This is a genomic window from Sulfitobacter sp. OXR-159 (assembly GCF_034377145.1).
Taxonomy (GTDB): Bacteria; Pseudomonadota; Alphaproteobacteria; order Rhodobacterales; family Rhodobacteraceae; genus Sulfitobacter.
Genome location: NZ_CP139707.1, coordinates 1 through 17,402 on the forward strand (window position 1 = coordinate 1; position 17,402 = coordinate 17,402).

At 60.9% G+C, this 17,402-nt stretch carries 13 protein-coding genes; 5 read left to right on the top strand and 8 right to left on the bottom strand.

The window, feature by feature from the left end; genetic code table 11:
• The 5 genes from dnaA to gyrB all read left to right on the top strand — a co-directional run bounded on the left by dnaA (window position 1) and on the right by gyrB (window position 6,912).
• On the top strand, window positions 1-1,362 hold the full coding sequence (gene dnaA, locus T8A63_RS00005; protein WP_067622961.1) for a chromosomal replication initiator protein DnaA: 1,362 nt from the start codon (window positions 1-3) through the stop codon (window positions 1,360-1,362).
• 163 nt (window positions 1,363-1,525) lie between these two features.
• Complete coding sequence (gene dnaN, locus T8A63_RS00010) at window positions 1,526-2,644, top strand: DNA polymerase III subunit beta (RefSeq protein ID WP_067622958.1); 1,119 nt, start codon at window positions 1,526-1,528, stop codon at window positions 2,642-2,644.
• Window positions 2,645-2,703: 59 nt separating this feature from the next.
• On the top strand, window positions 2,704-3,801 hold the full coding sequence (gene recF, locus T8A63_RS00015; RefSeq protein WP_067940382.1) for a DNA replication/repair protein RecF: 1,098 nt from the start codon (window positions 2,704-2,706) through the stop codon (window positions 3,799-3,801).
• The gene (locus tag T8A63_RS00020; RefSeq protein WP_067940379.1) at window positions 3,798-4,418 is read left to right on the top strand and encodes a LysE family translocator; all 621 of its coding nucleotides are present in this window, start codon (window positions 3,798-3,800) and stop codon (window positions 4,416-4,418) included. Before recF ends, T8A63_RS00020 begins: the two co-directional genes overlap by 4 nt.
• A 79-nt stretch (window positions 4,419-4,497) precedes the next feature.
• Window positions 4,498-6,912, top strand: coding sequence for a DNA topoisomerase (ATP-hydrolyzing) subunit B (gene gyrB, locus T8A63_RS00025; RefSeq protein ID WP_067627027.1), 2,415 nt, complete (start codon window positions 4,498-4,500; stop codon window positions 6,910-6,912).
• A 114-nt stretch (window positions 6,913-7,026) separates the two neighbouring features.
• On the opposite strand, the gene T8A63_RS00030 is transcribed toward gyrB, so the two are convergent.
• From T8A63_RS00030 to galU, 8 genes are all read right to left on the bottom strand, one after another.
• On the bottom strand, window positions 7,027-9,216 hold the full coding sequence (locus T8A63_RS00030) for an NADP-dependent isocitrate dehydrogenase (protein ID WP_322344622.1): 2,190 nt from the start codon (window positions 9,214-9,216) through the stop codon (window positions 7,027-7,029).
• Between the two features lie 150 nt (window positions 9,217-9,366).
• On the bottom strand, window positions 9,367-10,023 hold the full coding sequence (locus T8A63_RS00035; protein ID WP_322344623.1) for a hypothetical protein: 657 nt from the start codon (window positions 10,021-10,023) through the stop codon (window positions 9,367-9,369).
• Between the two features lie 85 nt (window positions 10,024-10,108).
• Window positions 10,109-11,536: a nodulation protein NodH gene (locus tag T8A63_RS00040; protein WP_322344624.1), complete on the bottom strand. Its 1,428-nt coding sequence runs from the start codon at window positions 11,534-11,536 to the stop codon at window positions 10,109-10,111.
• A 4-nt stretch (window positions 11,537-11,540) separates the two neighbouring features.
• Window positions 11,541-13,238, bottom strand: coding sequence for a beta-1,6-N-acetylglucosaminyltransferase (locus T8A63_RS00045; protein ID WP_322344625.1), 1,698 nt, complete (start codon window positions 13,236-13,238; stop codon window positions 11,541-11,543).
• Window positions 13,235-14,221, bottom strand: coding sequence for a glycosyltransferase family 2 protein (locus tag T8A63_RS00050; protein ID WP_322344626.1), 987 nt, complete (start codon window positions 14,219-14,221; stop codon window positions 13,235-13,237). Before T8A63_RS00050 ends, T8A63_RS00045 begins: the two co-directional genes overlap by 4 nt.
• 68 nt (window positions 14,222-14,289) lie before the next feature.
• Window positions 14,290-15,486 carry a glycosyltransferase family 1 protein gene (locus T8A63_RS00055; protein ID WP_322344627.1) on the bottom strand — a complete coding sequence of 399 codons (1,197 nt, stop codon included), beginning with the start codon at window positions 15,484-15,486 and terminating at the stop codon, window positions 14,290-14,292.
• Window positions 15,479-16,462 (bottom strand): UDP-glucose 4-epimerase GalE, encoded by a 984-nt coding sequence (galE, locus tag T8A63_RS00060; RefSeq protein ID WP_322344628.1) that lies wholly within the window; start codon window positions 16,460-16,462, stop codon window positions 15,479-15,481. Before galE ends, T8A63_RS00055 begins: the two co-directional genes overlap by 8 nt.
• A 17-nt stretch (window positions 16,463-16,479) precedes the next feature.
• Window positions 16,480-17,373, bottom strand: a complete 894-nt coding sequence (gene galU, locus T8A63_RS00065; RefSeq protein WP_067916371.1) for a UTP--glucose-1-phosphate uridylyltransferase GalU — start codon at window positions 17,371-17,373, stop codon at window positions 16,480-16,482.
• Window positions 17,374-17,402 lie beyond the last annotated feature (29 nt).

The following is a 17,402-nucleotide window of genomic DNA, read 5'->3' on the forward strand; positions in this document are numbered from 1 at the left end:
ATGACATTAGATCACTGGGGCGAGATCAAAGAGCGGCTTCTAAAGACGGTGGGGCAGAACAACTACACCACCTGGATTGAACCGCTTGTGCCCGGCGCTGTTGAAGACGGAATCGTGACACTCAAAGTGCCGACAAATTTCTTTGGGAACTACGTCAGCCAGAACTTCTCGGATCTGATCCTGCATGAGATCAACACGGCGGGCACCGATGCCACCCGTTTGAACTTTGCCTTGAATCAGCAACCCAGCCCTGCCGCCGAAAAGCCTGCCCCGGCTGCGCGTCAGACCACGGCTGCCGTGAAACCCGCCGCCAACACCCAGCTGAGCACCGCCCCGCTTGACCCGCGCTTCAGCTTTGACAATTTCGTTGTCGGCAAGCCCAACGAACTGGCCCACGCTGCCGCCCGCCGCGTCGCCGAAGGCGGCCCGGTCACCTTCAACCCGCTGTTCCTTTATGGCGGCGTTGGTTTGGGTAAAACGCACCTTATGCACGCCATCGCGCGCGAATTGCACGCGCGTAAGCCTGAGATGAATGTGCTCTACCTCTCGGCTGAGCAGTTCATGTACCGTTTCGTTCAGGCGCTGCGCGACCGCAAGATGATGGACTTCAAAGAGATCTTCCGTTCGGTCGACGTACTGATGGTCGATGACGTGCAGTTCATCGCGGGCAAAGATTCCACACAAGAAGAGTTCTTTCACACGTTCAACGCGCTTGTGGACCAGCACAAACAGATCATCATCTCTGCCGACCGCGCACCGGGGGAGATCAAAGACCTCGAAGACCGCGTCAAATCGCGTCTGCAATGCGGCCTGATCGTTGACCTGCACCCGACGGACTATGAACTCCGCCTCGGCATTCTGCAAAGCAAGGTCGAAGTGCAGCGCAAGACCTATCCGGACCTCGAAGTGGCCGATGGCGTGCTGGAATTTCTGGCGCATCGCATCACCTCGAACGTCCGCGTGCTCGAAGGCGCGCTGACCCGTCTGTTCGCTTTCGCCTCGCTCGTGGGCCGTGAGATCGACATGGGCCTGACGCAGGACTGTCTGGCCGACGTGCTGCGCGCCTCCGAGCGCAAGATCTCGGTCGAGGAAATCCAGCGTAAGGTCTCGGATCACTACAACATCCGCCTGAGCGACATGATCGGCCCCAAGCGTCTGCGCAGCTATGCCCGCCCGCGTCAGGTGGCGATGTATCTGTGCAAGCAGATGACCAGCCGCTCCCTGCCCGAAATCGGCCGCCGCTTTGGCGGGCGCGACCACACCACCGTCATGCACGGGGTGCGCCGCATCGAAGAGCTCAAGGTCTCGGACGGGCAGATCGCCGAGGATCTGGAACTGCTGCGCCGGGCGCTCGAATCCTAAGCTGAGCGGCCTGAGGGGTTGTCCTCAGGACACGGTTAAACAGCGATCGGGGGCGCAGCTTGCGCCCCTCTTGCATTCACTTAAACAAAGCCACAAAAGTTCTTGTGTAAGCGTGGGAACCGGGTAGTTTGCCTCTCCCGGCAATCGGTATGGGAGAAGGCATATGAAATTCAGCATCGAACGCGCGGCACTGCTCAAGGCCGTTTCGCAAGCCCAATCCGTGGTCGAGCGCCGCAACACCATTCCGATCCTCGCCAACGTGCTGATCGAGGCCGAGGGCAGCGATGTTTCCTTCCGCGCCACCGATCTGGATATCGAAGTGGTCGACAAGGTCGCCGCGCAGGTTGAGCGCGCTGGCGCCACCACCGTTTCGGCCACGCTGCTGCATGAAATCGTGCGCAAACTGCCCGATGGCGCGTTGATCAGCCTAACCGCCGATACCGCCGCTGGCCGTCTGACTGTTGAAGCGGGCCGCTCGAACTTCTCGCTGGCGACCCTGCCGCGTGAGGACTTCCCCGTGATGGCGTCCTCGGAATATGCCTCGAACTTCGCGGCCCCTGCCCCGGTGCTGCGCCGCCTGTTCGACAAGTCGAAATTTGCCATCTCCACCGAAGAGACGCGCTATTACCTGAACGGTGTTTACCTGCATATCGCGGATGCCGAAGGCGGCAAGGCCCTGCGCTGCGTGGCGACCGATGGTCACCGTCTCGCCCGGATCGACGCCGAGATGCCCGAGGGTGCGGCCGAGATGCCCGGCGTCATCGTGCCGCGCAAGACCGTGGGCGAATTGCGCAAGCTGCTGGATGATGACGAGATGGAAATCGCGGTGTCCGTGTCAGAGACCAAGATCCGTTTCGCCACCCCCGCCATCACCCTGACCTCCAAGGTCATCGACGGCACCTTCCCCGATTACACCCGCGTGATCCCACAGGGAAACACCCGCAAGATGGAAGTCGACGCTGCCGATTTCGCCCGTGCGGTGGACCGTGTGGCGACCGTGAGTTCCGAGCGTTCGCGCGCCGTAAAACTGCAACTGGACGAAGACCGTCTGGTGCTGTCCGTCAACGCGCCTGACAGCGGCGCCGCCGAAGAAGAGCTGGCCGTGGCCTATGCCGACGAGCGGCTGGAGATTGGTTTCAACGCCAAATACCTGCTTGAGATCGCAAGCCAAGTGGACCGCGAGAACGCCGTCTTCCTGTTCAACTCCTCTGGCGACCCGACCCTGATGCGCGAAGGCAATGATACGTCGGCGGTTTACGTCGTCATGCCGATGCGCGTGTGAGTTGGGCGGGAATTTTTGAAATTCCCGCGCCGTTTTCTTTCAAAGAAAACGGGGTCTGAATGGCGCAACTGTATCTTTCCAACCTCGGCCTCTCGCATTTCCGCTCGCACCGCCGGGCGGTGATCGACGTGGATGCGCGCCCCGTCGCGCTCTATGGCCCCAATGGCGCGGGCAAGACCAATGTCATCGAAGCGATCTCGCTGCTGTCGCCGGGTCGCGGGCTGCGCCGCACCAGCGCGCAAGATATGGCACGGCGGCCCGAGGCTTTGGGCTGGAAGGTGACCGGGCTGCTGCACGGCCCCACGGTGCTGCATGAGGTCGACATCTGGTCCGAAGCGGGCGCTGCACGGCAGACCAAGATCGACGGCAAGGCGTCCGCACAAACGGCGCTTGGTCGCATTGCCCGCGTGCTCTGGCTGATCCCCGCCATGGACCGGCTTTGGATCGAAGGCGCCGAGGGGCGGCGGCGCTTTCTTGACCGGGTGACGCTTTCGATGCTGCCCGATCATGCGGACCTGTCACTGAGCTACGAGAAAGCCATGCGCGAGCGTAACCGGCTGCTCAAGGACATGGTGCGCGAGCCTGCGTGGTACACAGCGCTTGAGACCCGCATGGCTGAAACCGGGGCGCAGATTCACGCCAACCGCCTACAGGCGCTGGCAGCCCTTGAGGCGGCGCAGGCAGAGGCCCAGACTGCTTTCCCCATCGCGACCCTGTCGCTGCTGAACGACATGCCCGAGAGCGCCGATGCCCTGCGCGCTGCGCTCTCGGACAACCGCATGCGCGACCTTGCCGCCGGGCGCACGCTCATCGGCCCGCACCGCGCCGATCTGGAGGGCACCTATGCCGCCAAGGGCATCGCCGCGCGGGACTGCTCCACCGGAGAGCAGAAGGCGCTGCTGGTCTCGCTCATCCTTGCCAATGCCCGCGCCATCGCCGCCGACTTCGGCGCGCCGCCGCTGCTGCTGCTGGACGAGGTCGCCGCCCATCTCGACGCGAGCCGCCGCGCGGCGCTTTACGACGAGATCACCGCGCTTGGCGCGCAGGCATGGATGACCGGCACCGGGCCTGAACTGTTCGAAAGCCTTGGCGCGCGGGCGCAATATGTTGAGGTCACCGAAGAGGACGGCCTTTCGCAGGTGGAGCGGCGACCGTGACCCTTACCCCCGCCGATCTGCTGCTTTACTGCGGCGCGCTCTTGATCCTGTTCCTCACCCCCGGCCCGGTTTGGCTGGCAATGATGGCCCGTGCCCTTTCGGGCGGGTTTCAGGCGGCATGGCCGCTGGCGCTCGGCGTGGCGATTGGTGACATGCTTTGGCCGCTGGTGGCGGTGCTGGGGATCACATGGATCGTCTCGGCATTTGACACGGTGATGGAGGTGCTGCGCTGGACCGCGGCGCTGGTGTTCATCGCCATGGGGATCGGCCTGATCCGTCAGGCGGGTACGCAGATCAGCACCGACAGCCGCCTCACCCGGCCCGGGATGTGGTCCGGTTTCGTCGCGGGGCTGGTGGCGATCCTTGGCAACCCCAAGGCGGTCCTGTTCTACATGGGCGTGCTGCCCGGCTTCTTTGATCTGCGCCAAGTCACCGGCCCCGACATCGGGCTGATCCTCGCCGCCTCGGTCATCGTGCCGCTTATCGGCAACCTTGTGATCGCGCTGCTGGTGGGCCGCCTGCGCGGCTTTCTGACCGCCCCGCGCACGCTGCGGCGGATCAATCTGATCTCGGGCGGGATGCTCATTTTCGTGGGGCTGATCATCCCCTTCACCTGACACAAAATCTTGTGTCATTCGCGTGACAATGCCGGGCGAAAACACTATAAATCGGGCAAACGAGAAGGGTTATTTCCGCATGTCCGATACCGCGCAGACACCACAGGAATACGGCGCCGATTCCATTAAGGTTCTCAAAGGGTTGGAGGCTGTTCGCAAACGCCCCGGCATGTATATCGGGGACACCGATGACGGCTCGGGCCTGCATCACATGGTCTATGAGGTCGTGGACAACGGCATCGATGAAGCGCTGGCCGGTCATGCCGACGCGGTAACGGTCACAATTCACGAGGATTCCAGCGTCTCGGTCAGCGACAACGGGCGCGGGATTCCGGTGGGCATCCACGAGGAAGAAGGCGTTTCCGCCGCCGAGGTCATCATGACCCAGCTGCACGCGGGCGGCAAATTCGATAGCAACTCCTACAAGGTCTCAGGCGGTCTGCACGGGGTTGGCGTTTCGGTTGTGAACGCCCTGTCGGACTGGCTGGAACTGCGCATTTGGCGCGAGGGCAAGGAGCATATCGCCCGCTTTGAAGGCGGCTTCACCACCAAGCACCTCGAAGTTGTGGGCGAGACGGACCGCACCGGCACCGAGGTCCGCTTCATGGCCTCGACCGAGACTTTCTCGAACCTCGAATACAGTTTCGAAACGCTGGAAAAACGCCTGCGCGAACTGGCCTTTCTGAACTCCGGCGTGCGGATCATCCTCAATGATGAACGCCCTGTCGAGCCGCTGCGGACGGAGCTGTTCTACGAAGGCGGGGTGAAAGAATTTGTTAAATACCTCGACCGTCACAAGTCTTCGGTCATGCCCGAGCCAATCTTTATCACCGGTGAGCGTGACGACATCGGCATCGAAGTGGCGATGTGGTGGAACGACAGCTACCATGAGAACGTACTGCCCTTCACCAACAACATTCCACAGCGCGATGGCGGCACCCATATGGCGGGCTTTCGCGGCGCGCTGACGCGGACGATCAATAGCTACGCCCAGACCAGCGGCATCGCCAAGCGGGAGAAGATTAACTTCACCGGTGACGACGCCCGCGAGGGCCTGACCTGCGTGCTATCCGTCAAAGTGCCGGACCCAAAGTTCTCTTCGCAGACCAAGGACAAGCTGGTGTCTTCCGAAGTGCGCCCGGCTGTCGAAGGTCTGGTGAACGAAAAGCTCGCCGAGTGGTTCGAAGAGAACCCCAACGAGGCCAAGCAGATCGTCGGCAAGATCGTCGAGGCCGCACAGGCCCGCGAAGCCGCTCGCAAGGCGCGCGAGTTGACCCGCCGCAAGACGGCGATGGATGTGAACTTCCTCGCGGGTAAGCTCAAAGACTGCTCGGAGAAAGACCCCTCTAAAACCGAAGTTTTCCTCGTCGAGGGGGACAGCGCCGGCGGCTCTGCCCAGACCGGACGCGACCGTCAGACCCAAGCGATCCTGCCGCTCAAAGGTAAAATCCTCAACGTTGAGCGCGCCCGGTTCGACCGGATGCTCGGCAGCCAAGAGATCGGCAACCTTGTCATGGCGCTCGGCACTGGCATCGGGCGGGATGAGTTCAACCTCTCCAAACTGCGCTACCACAAGATTGTCATCATGACCGACGCCGACGTCGACGGGGCGCATATCCGCACGCTCCTGCTGACCTTCTTCTACCGCCAGATGCCCGAACTCATCGAGAACGGACACCTCTACATCGCGCAGCCGCCGCTCTACAAAGTGTCGCGCGGCAAGTCCGAGGTCTATCTCAAGGATGAGGCCGCAATGGAGGAATATCTGATCCAGCAGGGCGTCGACGGTGCCATGCTGCGCCAAGGCAACGGCGAAGAGATCACCGGCCAAGACCTCACCCGCGTGGTCGACATGGCGCGCCAACTCAAGCGCGTGCTGGAAGCCTTCCCAACCCATTACCCGCGCCATATCCTTGAACAGGCCGCCATCGCCGGGGCCTTTGTCGATGGCGCGGTGGACAGCGACCTGCAAGGCGTGGCCGACAAGGTCGCCGACCGTCTGAACCTGATCGCGCTGGAATACGAGCGTGGCTGGCAGGGCCGCATCACCCAAGATCACGGCATCCGCCTCGCCCGCATCCTGCGCGGCGTCGAAGAGGTGCGCACGCTTGATGGCCGCATGATGCGGTCGGGCGAGGCGAAGAAATCCGGCAGCTTCACCCAGCACCTACAAGATGTCTATGACCAGCCCGCCAAGCTGATCCGCAAAGACCGCAGCCAGATGATCTATGGCCCCATGGACCTGCTCGGCGCGATCCTCGCCGAAGGCGAAAAGGGCCTGTCGTTGCAGCGCTACAAAGGTCTGGGCGAGATGAACCCGGATCAGCTGTGGGAAACCACCCTCGACCCCGATGCACGCACGCTGCTGCAGGTCCGCGTAGAGGACATGGCCGAAGCGGATGATCTCTTTACCAAGCTGATGGGGGATGTGGTCGAGCCACGGCGCGAGTTCATTCAGCAAAACGCGCTGAGCGTCGAGAACCTGGATTTTTAAAGGGGGGAAGTAGGCAGGCGCAAAGACGCGCTTTCGCTCTGCTCAAATTCTTGAAACGGATATCCGCCGCGTAGCTCAGACAGCTACGCGGCGGTTTTGTTTATATCAGGCTAATTACCCGATGATGCCATTCAGCGTCTCGGAGGGGCGCATCACGCGGGCAGTTTTGTTCGCGTCGGTGTGATAGTAACCACCAAGATCGACAGCAGCACCTTGGGCCGCCGCAAGCTCAGAGAGGATGTGGGCTTCCTTAGCGGCAAGCTCTTTGGCGATGGGGGCGAACTCTGCGGCGAGCCCTGCGTCATCACCCTGCGCGGCCACCGCTTCGGCCCAATAGCGCGCGAACCAATAGTGGCTGTCGCGGTTGTCGGGCTCACCCACCTTGCGCGAAGGAGAACGACCGTGGTCGAGGATGCCCTGCGTCGCGGTCTCGACCGCTTTGCCCAACACGCGCGCCTTCTCGTTGCCGCGTGCGTCGGCGAGGAACATCAGGCTTTCACCAAGCGCGCAGAACTCGCCAAGGCTATCCCACCGCAGGTGATTTTCCTCAACCAACTGCTGCACGTGTTTGGGGGCCGAACCGCCCGCGCCGGTTTCAAACAAACCGCCGCCGTTCATCAGCTTCACGATCGACAGCATCTTGGCAGAGGTCGCCAATTCCAAGATCGGGAAGAGGTCGGTCAGGTAATCGCGCAGCACGTTGCCGGTGATGGCAATCGTGTTCTCGCCTTTGGTGATGGTCTCAAGCGAGGCGCGGGTGGCTTCGCGGGGGGCCATGATCTCGAACTTATCGGCCACGCCTTGGGCCTCAAGGATCGGCTTCACGTAGGAGATCAGTTCGGCGTCATGGGCGCGGCTTTCGTCCAGCCAGAAGATCGCCCGGCAGCCTTCGGCCTTTTGACGCGAGATGGCGAGGTTCACCCAATCCTCAATCGGTGCCTTGCGTGCGGAGGAAGAGCGCCAGATATCACCGGCGTCGACCTTGTGCTGGTGCAGCACAGTGCCATCGTCGAGGATCATCTTGACGGTGCCTGCCTCGGCCAGTTCAAACGTGGTGGGGTGGGAGCCGTATTCCTCGGCCTTTTGCGCCATCAGGCCGATGTTCTGAACCGTGCCTGCGGTTGCCGGATCAAGCTTGCCGTTCTCTTTGAAGAAGTTGATCGCCTCGTCGTAAACCGGCGCATAGGAGTTGTCGGGGATCACGCAGTTGGCGTCGTGTTCCTTGCCGTCTGGGCCCCAGCCTTTGCCGCCAGCGCGGATCAGCGCGGGCATGGAGGCGTCGATGATCACATCGGAGGACACATGCAGGTTGGTGATGCCCTTGTCGGAATCGACCATATACATCGGCGGACGGTCTTCCATGCAGGCGTCGATGTCGGCCATGATCTCGCTCTCGCCTTTCACGCGCTCCAGCAGGTCGCCAAGGCCGGAGTTGGGGTTCACACCCAGTTCCTTGAGCTTTTGCCCGTGCTTTTCAAACACCGGTGCAAGATAGGCTTTGACCGCGTGGCCAAAAAGGATCGGGTCAGAGACCTTCATCATCGTGGCCTTGAGGTGCAGCGAGAAGAGAATGCCGTCTTCTTTGGTTTTCTCGATCTGGGTGTTGAGGAAGTCCTTGAGGGCCGCGGCGCTCATGAAGGTCGCGTCAACCACGGTGCCCGCAGGATACTCAAGCCCGTCTTTCAGCACCTTCTCACCATCCGCGGTCGCTAGCACGATTTTCGCGCCGGAGGCTTTGTCGAGCGTGGCCGACACTTCGTTCGAGAAGAAGTCATTGCCGGACATCGACGATACATGCGTCTTGCTGTCCGACTGCCAGTCGCCCATGCGGTGCGGGTTGGACTGGGCAAAGCTTTTGACAGCCTTGGCTGCGCGGCGGTCAGAGTTGCCTTCGCGCAGGACCGGGTTCACAGCCGACCCTTTGATGCCATCATATTTGGCGCGCACGGCCTTTTCTTCGTCCGTGCTGGGCTCTTCTGGATAGTCGGGCAGCGCATAGCCTTGGGCCTGAAGCTCTTTGATCGCCGCGACCAGCTGCGGCACGGAGGCAGAGATGTTCGGCAGCTTGATGACATTCGCTTCGGGCGTCTTTACCAGACGGCCCAGTTCCGCCAGATCGTCGGACTGGCGCTGCGCCTCGGTCAGATGCTCGGGGAAGGTCGCGAGGATACGGCCCGCAAGGCTGATGTCTTTCGTGCCGACGCTCACACCAGCGGCTTCGGCGAATTTCTTGATGATTGGCAACAGCGACGCAGAGGCCAGCTCCGGCGCTTCGTCAACTTTGGTGTAGATGATATCGGACATGATTGCTCCAAATTGCTGCATTTGCTGCCCTGATAGCGGAAGAGGCGGCGAAGGTCGACGGTATACCGCAGTATGCGGTAGGGTCGTTTCGGGAAAAAGCGGATTTCAGCCTTTTAGACGGGCCACCTACCGCAACCCGGGCGCTGCTGCCTAGCGCGCCACGCTGCGCAGTTGCAGAATCTGCATCCCAATCGCCATGGCCGGACCGATGCCGACCGCGAAAAGCAGCGTGCCAAGGCCCAGCGTCCCGCCCAAGGCCCAGCCAATCGCCACGACCGACAATTCGATGCTCATCCGGACCAGCGCGATGGGCTTGCCCGTCACCCGCTGCAGCCCCGTCATCAGCCCATCGCGCGGGCCGGGGCCGAGGTTGGCCACAAGATAGATCGCGCCGCCAAAGCCGGTCACGAAGACGCCGGTCAGCGCCAGCATTACATTGGCCAGATAGCTGTCAAACCGCGGCAGGATCGGCAACGCATATTCCAACACCAGTGCTACGATCACCGCGTTCAGAATGGTGCCGATGCCCGGCGTCTGGCGCAGCGGGATCCAAAGCAGCAGCACCGTGGCGCTGATAAGGAACGTGGCCAGCCCAAGGCTCCAACCCGTGATGTTGGTCACCCCTTCGGCAAAGACGGTCCAAGGGCTGACACCGACGCCTGCATTGACCAAAAGCGCCTCGCCCAAGCCGAACATGACCAGCCCGAGGATCAGAAACACCATCGAGGCAAAAGGCGGCTTGAGGGTGAACGCCTTGGGCGAACTCCAGCGCAATGTCGGGACAGAGGTGACTGACAGGAAACTCACGGACGGCGCGACCTTTGGCGATGCATTCAGGATGCATCCTTGTTCCAGTTTACGCCAAACCCGGCAAGGTCAATCCACCGCCAACTCAGCGCCAGCGGGTGAAGCCGAACGTCATGTAATCTTTTTGATAGGCATCCGCCGTCAGCGCCTCGATCTCATCGTCATAGATATCGGCCAGCGTGAAAGGACCGGGTTCCGCCGCCGCAGGCACGGCGGGGGTGGTCACATGACCTTGGCCCGCGGCCAAAGCGGGCAGTTCACTGGCCAGTTCCTCTTCGCGGATGATGCGATCCGGCAGGCAGAACTCTCCGAACCCCGCGATGGCTTGGGCCTGAGAGCACCATGCCGCATCCACCCGGATCGACGTCTGACCGGCCAAATTGCCTTTGAGAAATTTCAGAAAGGCGACAAAGGCAGTGCGATGCGCATCCCGGTCATGCGCTGCATCGGGGCCGTCCTTGGGCAGCGGCATCTTGTAGCGGCGCATCAGCGTGTTGCGCAATTGGCGATAGCTGCCCTCGCCGGTGGTCAGGATGTGGCGGCAAAAAGCATCATGCGCCCGTCGGGCGGGATGGCGCAGCACGGTAAAGCCACGATGGCCGGGCGCTTTACGTTTCCACTGGCGCAACTCTTTTTGCGACATCTTATCGCGCAGCGCCTCGCGCGGGACACCATCAAGGGCGGCCAGCCAATCCAGCACCTGATCCTGCGGCCCGGATTTGATCGGCAGATAGATCAATCCGCTGGTCGCCGCCGCCACGTAGGAGGGCACGTTCGGCCCGCGCCGGGGCTCGAAATTGGGGGTGCGTGTTAGGTCGAAACGGTCCAACCGCGCCAGCGCCTCCAGCATCTCGTCATAGTTGCTGACCTTGGCCGAGATCGGGCTGGGGTTCTGTTTCTTGAGGTTCTTGTCCAGCGCCTCTAACTGCTCATCCACACCGAGGTAGCGTGCAAGGCCGTTCATCACCTCAACGCTTTGCAGGTCTTCGTAGGCTACATAAAACGCCGTCTGGCCCGAAGTCTGCAAGCGGTTCAGCAGGGTGATCTGAAAGCGCTGCAAGGCATCCAGATGGGTGCTGAACTCATCGGCGTCAAAAACCGCCTGCGCCACCTTCTGCGCCTTCATGTCGGTCAGCTTCCACTGCCCCGTCGCCTGCGCGATCTTCCAACTGACGTAGCTGTCGACCGGATTGCGGGTCAGCACGATTTTCGCGCAGCGCTGGTCTTTGATAATGGTATCAAAGACGCGCGGGTCATGATCGTGGAAATACCGAAAACCGCCCAAAGCATCCTGCTGCCCTCGGATCGCCGCCAGTAGCTTTTTGGGGTTTTCGTCCCGCGTGGCCTGATCGACGCCAAGGATCGGCTCACTTTTGGGATAGCCCATGAAGAAAGGGTTAAAGGCCTCTCCATGACAAGCGATACCCGCAAAAGCATTCAGGTTCGCTTCCAGAAAGTTAGACCCGGTCCGCATCTCGGCGAAGACCACGAAACTGTCGAATTTGTCGTTCATGGGGTTATTTCACCAGATAGGGTTTGGGAGAGGGTTTGGCATCGCCAGTTACTCCGCGGGAGACGGGAAAATCCCCCACCAGATAGGGATGCATGCCTTGGTTCTTAAGGTTCTGCAGGAATTGGTCAAAGCCATTCAGGTCTACCATGCGCGGCGCCTCTGACAGGCGGCGCAGACGTGTACGGCCAATCTCGTCCAATATGCCCTGTAAAGGCTCCATCGGCGCTTCGATGAATTCAGACATCGTCCAGATCCGCACGCGCGCTTTGGCATGGGGTGAACGCAGCACATCCAAATGCGTGCTTTCCGTTTTTTGCAGCTTTGCAGCAAGACGTCGAATATCAGCAAAATCAAGGTTTGAGCGAAACAGTGGCACAGCCCAAGCACCTGTGATGACCGAAATCTGTGCGTTAGGGTCTCTGGCCATGCGCCAATTGATGTCTTGGTTGTCCATTGGGCCGAACTGAAAACACTGGCGTTCGCCACGGGTATTCCAGATCAGGTTGGTCAAAAACGCGCTGGCATTGTGATCGCGCAGCACCGGGTTGTCCGACAAGGCACCGTTCAGCGTGGTCTGGCCTTCAGCAAAATGCACACGGTCAGGGGCAAAGAGATGCCCATGCACGCGGGCCCTGCTGGCACGGCTCAGCCAATGTTCGAAATCCTCAAAGATCTCGGTGAAACCCTGAAATACCGAGTAAGGCGCGGCGGTGACACCATTCTCCCAATCCTTGTTGGGAAAACGGCTTTGCATATAAAGCCCGGCGCGGCCACGGGTGCGCCGCTCTACCGCCTTGGCAAAGATGCGGTCGATCTTGCCGGGGTTCGGCTCGGTCTTTTTCATCGCACCGGCAGAGTCGGTCAGGAAGGCATCATAGAGTCTGTCCGCGTGGGGCCAAATCTTGCGCGCCACAAAGCAATCCGAACGGCGCAATAGCTGCAGGTGGTCGTTGTAAAAGATATGCGGCTTGCCCTGAAAATCGAACTTGGACAGGGTCAGCGAGCGGCTTTCGATCTTGCTGGAATAGAGCCGTGCAAGGGTCTGGAAATAGCTTTCGTCCGGGATCCAGACGTGGCGAAAGAACTTGTCGTAGGTCGGCCTGTCGGGGTCTTGCAGGATCGCCGACAGGGTGCGCCGGGTCAGGCACCACCATTGCGAGCCCATATGCGGCACGATCCCGCGCGGCATCCGGCGTTTCAACCGTAATAGGCGCTGCACCTCGACCGCGCGGTCAAACAGATAGCGATTGCGCCGCCAAGAGAAGGGGAAACGCAGGGTAAACCGCTCTTCATCCAGCCCGCCCACCGTCCAGGGCACATCCGCCGTGGTGGCGCTTTCGATGAAATCGGTCTGCGGGCGGTCCCCAAGATAGTCGATCAATTCCTGCACCGGGCGGAGCGGCAGGCAGGAACCCGAGGCCAGATAGACATGAGCCACCTTGGGAAAGCGCGACAGCATTAATTCCGCCGCCCCCTGCGAGGCGGCAACGATCCCCCAAGTGCCCCACTCGCAGCGTTTGCGGGGGCTGAAATGCACATCCTTCAGGTCAGAGAGTGCCGCCACGAAAGCATCATGCGCCCGCCGGGCCACGGCCTTGTCGATGTGGATCACCACCGGGCAGCCTGCAGCGGCCCAATGGCGCGCGACCTGCTCGGCCCGATCAAAAGCGTTGTGCACCAGCATGACGATCCCGACGCTCATGCCCAGTTCCCTTTCGACATGAGGCCTAGAATCTCTAGCTGCCGCCAGTTGATGTAGCGTTCTGACCATTTGCACCAAAGCTGCGGGTCGTCCTTTAGCTGCGCGGCATAGGCTTTGTATTCGACCGAAGCCGCGTAATGCTCGTTGCGCTGCAACTCCTCCGCCGCCTTGGCGCCGAAGGTGTCGAGGAATTTGGCATGCAGCAGCACGCCCGAGGCTTTCTCTCCGCCCCATTCGTCATAGACCTGATTAAGCCCGCGCGGCAGCAGCGTATGGGTTGAGCTGACATAGGCATAGCGCCGGTCCCATTTGACCAGCGGTACTTTGTTCAGCGCCGGCGCCTTGGCGGGTTCATCGGGGAAGAACACCCGCGCCCGTGGCCCGCCCTGAATCCAGAGGTTTCCAAACCGCCGATTGCGCGAAATGGTGTAATTGCCGCTGTCGAACCACGACGAAATCTCAATCGGGTTTTGGCCCGCTTGGTATGGTTCTTCGTCCAGCCGCCCTTTGGGATACATATCCAGCAGCATCGCGGAAAAGCTTTTGATCGACGACGCATCAAGCCAATCAGTCAGCGCCCGCAGGGGCCGCGTGTCGCAAAAGGGGTAGACCAGAAATTCATCGGGATCGACCGTCAGCGCCCAGTGGCCATGGGCGTATTTCATCTGCAGCCAGTTCAGCCAGTCGACGCCGAAGCGCGCGCGCTTGTAGCTGGCCTTGGCGCTCCAGACCGACACATCGGGTTGCTCGGCAAGATAGTCGAGCGAACCGTCGGTGCTGTCGTTATCGACGAAGAAGAAGTGTCCGACGCCCATCTCACGGTAGTATTTCAGGAAATAGGGCAGCCGGATGCGTTCGTTGCGCTGCGTGCAGAACACAAGGATATCGTCGCGTTTGATCTGGGCGGTGCGGTTCGCCACGCGGGTCAACTCGCGGCGTTTGCGGAAGGCGCGGATGCGCCAGCGCTTGCGTTGCAGCCGCAATCGATATGACTGAATTAAGCCCAAACCGCCCCTTACCTATCGGATCTGACCGCTTCTCTACCGCGCTATCACGTCGACTTTAACACGGTCTTGAAGTGTTCGGCCCATGTTGGCGCGATAAAAGTCGTCGCGGGGCGCGGGTCTGGCACAGATGCGGCCCATTCTTCGATTGTTCTGATCCATGAATAGGGCTCGCTCAGGGCCGCGTAAACGGCTTTGTCGCCTAGGACCTCGTGCAAGACTGGTAAATCGTTGCATAAAACACGCGATCCAAGGCTCAGCGCCTCGGCGGGCGGCAGGCCGAACCCCTCTGCGTGGCTGGGAAAAAGCATCCCCGCTGCACCCTGCACCAATGCGGCCAATCCGGCGTCGCTGAGGCTTGAGAACTCGCGCACAGGGCCGCCCGCAGGCAGCCGATCAAGTCGGTCAAAGACCGCGTTGTTGTTCCACCCCCGAGCGCCGCAGATCAGCAGCAGCGGCGCGTTAGGGCCCATCTGCTGCCATAGGTCCAGCAAGAAACCATGGTTCTTGCGCGGCTCAATGGTGCCTACAACGACAAAAAAGGGAAGCTTTGGCGGCAGGCCCGCAGGCAGTTCACCGCCATCGGGCGCGGGCAGGTCGAGACCCAGATGCGCGACAACGGCAGGGGGAATCCGTCCCCGAATCTGCGCCTCGCTGCGCTGGCGCGTGTCCTGCGAGTTGTAGATCACCAGATCGGCCTGCGCAGACACCCGGTCAATCTTGGCCCGAAACGGCGCGACCGTGCCGGGACGCTGGTAGGCCGGATGGTCTAGCGGAATCACGTCATGGATAAGAACCGCAATCCGGCCCTGCGCCTTTTTCACGCCGCCCAGAACCCGGTCCGTCAGGTTGCTGTGGCCAACATTGAGATAGGCAAAGCCCGGTGGCAGATGCCGCGCAAGCAGTGAGGGCAACCCGGCAGGCAGACACCGTCCCCTCGCCAAGCGCCTGAGGTCACTTTCCGCCCGCGTTAGAGCCACACTACGCCCCCGTGGCAAGCGCGACAGAAGGTCTGCCCGCCCCCAAGGAACGCGGCCTTCAAGGCGATCTTGAAAGCCCTGCATCCCAGCACGGTCCAGCAAGACATAGCCCAAAGCCGTACGCGCCACTCCATAGAGCGGCGCGTCACCAGTCAGAAGATGTGCGAGATAGGCCAGTTCGACCCGATCAACCCCCGTCGCGCCCCGCCCGACCCGACGCAAACTGCGCGTCAGGTCCAAGAGTCGCGCGGCGGGTTCAGCCATCGTAATGGCCGGTCTGGTGCCACTTCCAAGCGTCTGCAATCATCTTGTCCAAGGTCGAGCGCTTGGGCGCCCAACCCAACTCCTCTTCCGCGCGGGAAGAGCCTGACACAAGTTTGGTACAATCCCCCGGACGGCGCGCGCCGATCTCATGGGGCACCGTTTGATTGGTCACAGCGCGGCTATGGTCGAGCACTTCACGCACCGAAAAGCCACTTCCGGTGCCAAGGTTGAACACGCGGCTGCCCTTCCCGTCCTGAAGCCATTTCAGACCCAAAACATGGGCATCGACCAGATCGCAGACATGCACATAGTCCCGAATACAGGTGCCGTCGGGGGTGTCATAGTCATCCCCGAAAACAGTCAGCGCAGCGCGCTTCCCGGCAATCGCATCCAGCATCAGGGGGATCAGATGCGTCTCTGGCTGATGGAACTCGCCCACTTCGCCATCGGGATCCGCACCGGCCACGTTGAAATAGCGGAAGATGACATGCTGCAGCCCATGGGCGGCCTCAAAGTCGCGCAGGATGTCCTCGATCGCCCGTTTGGACGCCCCATAGGCATTGATCGGATATTGTGCGCTGTTTTCGTCCAATACCACGTTATCCTGATCGCCATAGGTCGCACAGGTCGACGAAAAGACGAATTGCTTGCAGCCCGCAGCGACCGCCGCCTCGATTAATGTGAGGGAGCCGTTGACGTTGTTGCGCCAGTAAAGCCCCGGCTCCGCCATACTTTCCCCCACTTGGCTGAGGGCGGCGAAATGCATCACCGCAATGGGCTGATGTTTCGCAAAGACCTCATCCAGCCGCGCGCGGTCCAGCAGATCGCCTTGCTCAAAGGGGCCGAATTTCACGGCATCGCGCCAGCCTGTCACCAGATTATCGAATGTGACGGGGATAAAGCCCGCCGCTTTCAATGCCTTACAAGCGTGCGAGCCGATATAGCCCGCTCCGCCCGTTACCAATACCTTTTCCATTTTGCGTTTTCCCGACCTTACTGCGCGGCCCGGTCGATTTGGGAAATACTTTGCAGATAGGCCGAAAGATCGTCGCGCAATTCCTCACGGGCGAGACCAAAGGCCACGGTCGCTTGAAGAAAGCCCGCCTTGGAGCCGCAATCGAACCGCTGCCCGCGGAACCGGAAACCATAGACATCACGGCCTTGCTCGATCTCTTGGGCGATCGCATCGGTCAGCTGGATTTCACCACCCGATCCGGATTTCAGTTTGTTGAGGTTCTTCAAAACGTTCGGCGAGAGGATATAACGCCCAATCACCGCAAGGTTCGACGGCGCTTCGTCGACGGCGGGTTTTTCTACCATCGCTTTGACCTTCACCATATCGCCGCGTTCTTCGCTGGTGTCGAGAATGCCGTAGGAAGAGGCACGGGAAGGCTCGACCTCCATTGCGGCGACCATGCTGCCGCCGGTTTCTTCATAGGCTTCGACCATCTGCTTCAGGCAAGGCTTTTCCGCCGCGATCACGTCGTCAGGCAGCATGACGGCAAAGGGTTCATTCCCGATCAAACGGCGGGCGCACCAGACCGCATGGCCAAGCCCAAGCGCCTTATGCTGGCGGATATAAGCAATCGCACCGCTGTCCATATTGGTGCTTTGAAGCGTCTCAAGAAGCTCTGTCTTGCCCTTTTTACGCAACTCCTGCTCAAGCTGCGGGGCGTGGTCGAAATAGTCCTCCAACGCGCCTTTGCCGCGCGAGGTCACGAAGATGAACTCTTTGATCCCGGCCGCCCGCGCCTCATCGATTGCGTATTGAACCAAGGGGCGGTCAACGAGGGTCATAATCTCTTTGGGCACCGATTTGGTGGCGGGCAGAAAGCGTGTCCCCATACCTGCGACAGGGAAAACCGCCTTTGTTACCTTCTTGCGCATGTTAATCCTTACAACTTATTCGAAAAATA

Excerpts from the sequence above, each read along its gene's own strand:
- T8A63_RS00045 (WP_322344625.1), bottom strand. The coding sequence starts at position 13,238 with ATGAGCGTCGGGATCGTCATGCTGGTGCACAACGCTTTTGATCGGGCC.
- T8A63_RS00040 (WP_322344624.1), bottom strand. The coding sequence starts at position 11,536 with ATGAACGACAAATTCGACAGTTTCGTGGTCTTCGCCGAGATGCGGACC.
- T8A63_RS00030 (WP_322344622.1), bottom strand. The coding sequence starts at position 9,216 with ATGTCCGATATCATCTACACCAAAGTTGACGAAGCGCCGGAGCTGGCC.
- dnaA (WP_067622961.1), top strand. The coding sequence starts at position 1 with ATGACATTAGATCACTGGGGCGAGATCAAAGAGCGGCTTCTAAAGACG.
- dnaN (WP_067622958.1), top strand. The coding sequence starts at position 1,526 with ATGAAATTCAGCATCGAACGCGCGGCACTGCTCAAGGCCGTTTCGCAA.
- gyrB (WP_067627027.1), top strand. The coding sequence starts at position 4,498 with ATGTCCGATACCGCGCAGACACCACAGGAATACGGCGCCGATTCCATT.
- T8A63_RS00055 (WP_322344627.1), bottom strand. The coding sequence starts at position 15,486 with ATGGCTGAACCCGCCGCGCGACTCTTGGACCTGACGCGCAGTTTGCGT.
- galU (WP_067916371.1), bottom strand. The coding sequence starts at position 17,373 with ATGCGCAAGAAGGTAACAAAGGCGGTTTTCCCTGTCGCAGGTATGGGG.
- galE (WP_322344628.1), bottom strand. The coding sequence starts at position 16,462 with ATGGAAAAGGTATTGGTAACGGGCGGAGCGGGCTATATCGGCTCGCAC.
- recF (WP_067940382.1), top strand. The coding sequence starts at position 2,704 with ATGGCGCAACTGTATCTTTCCAACCTCGGCCTCTCGCATTTCCGCTCG.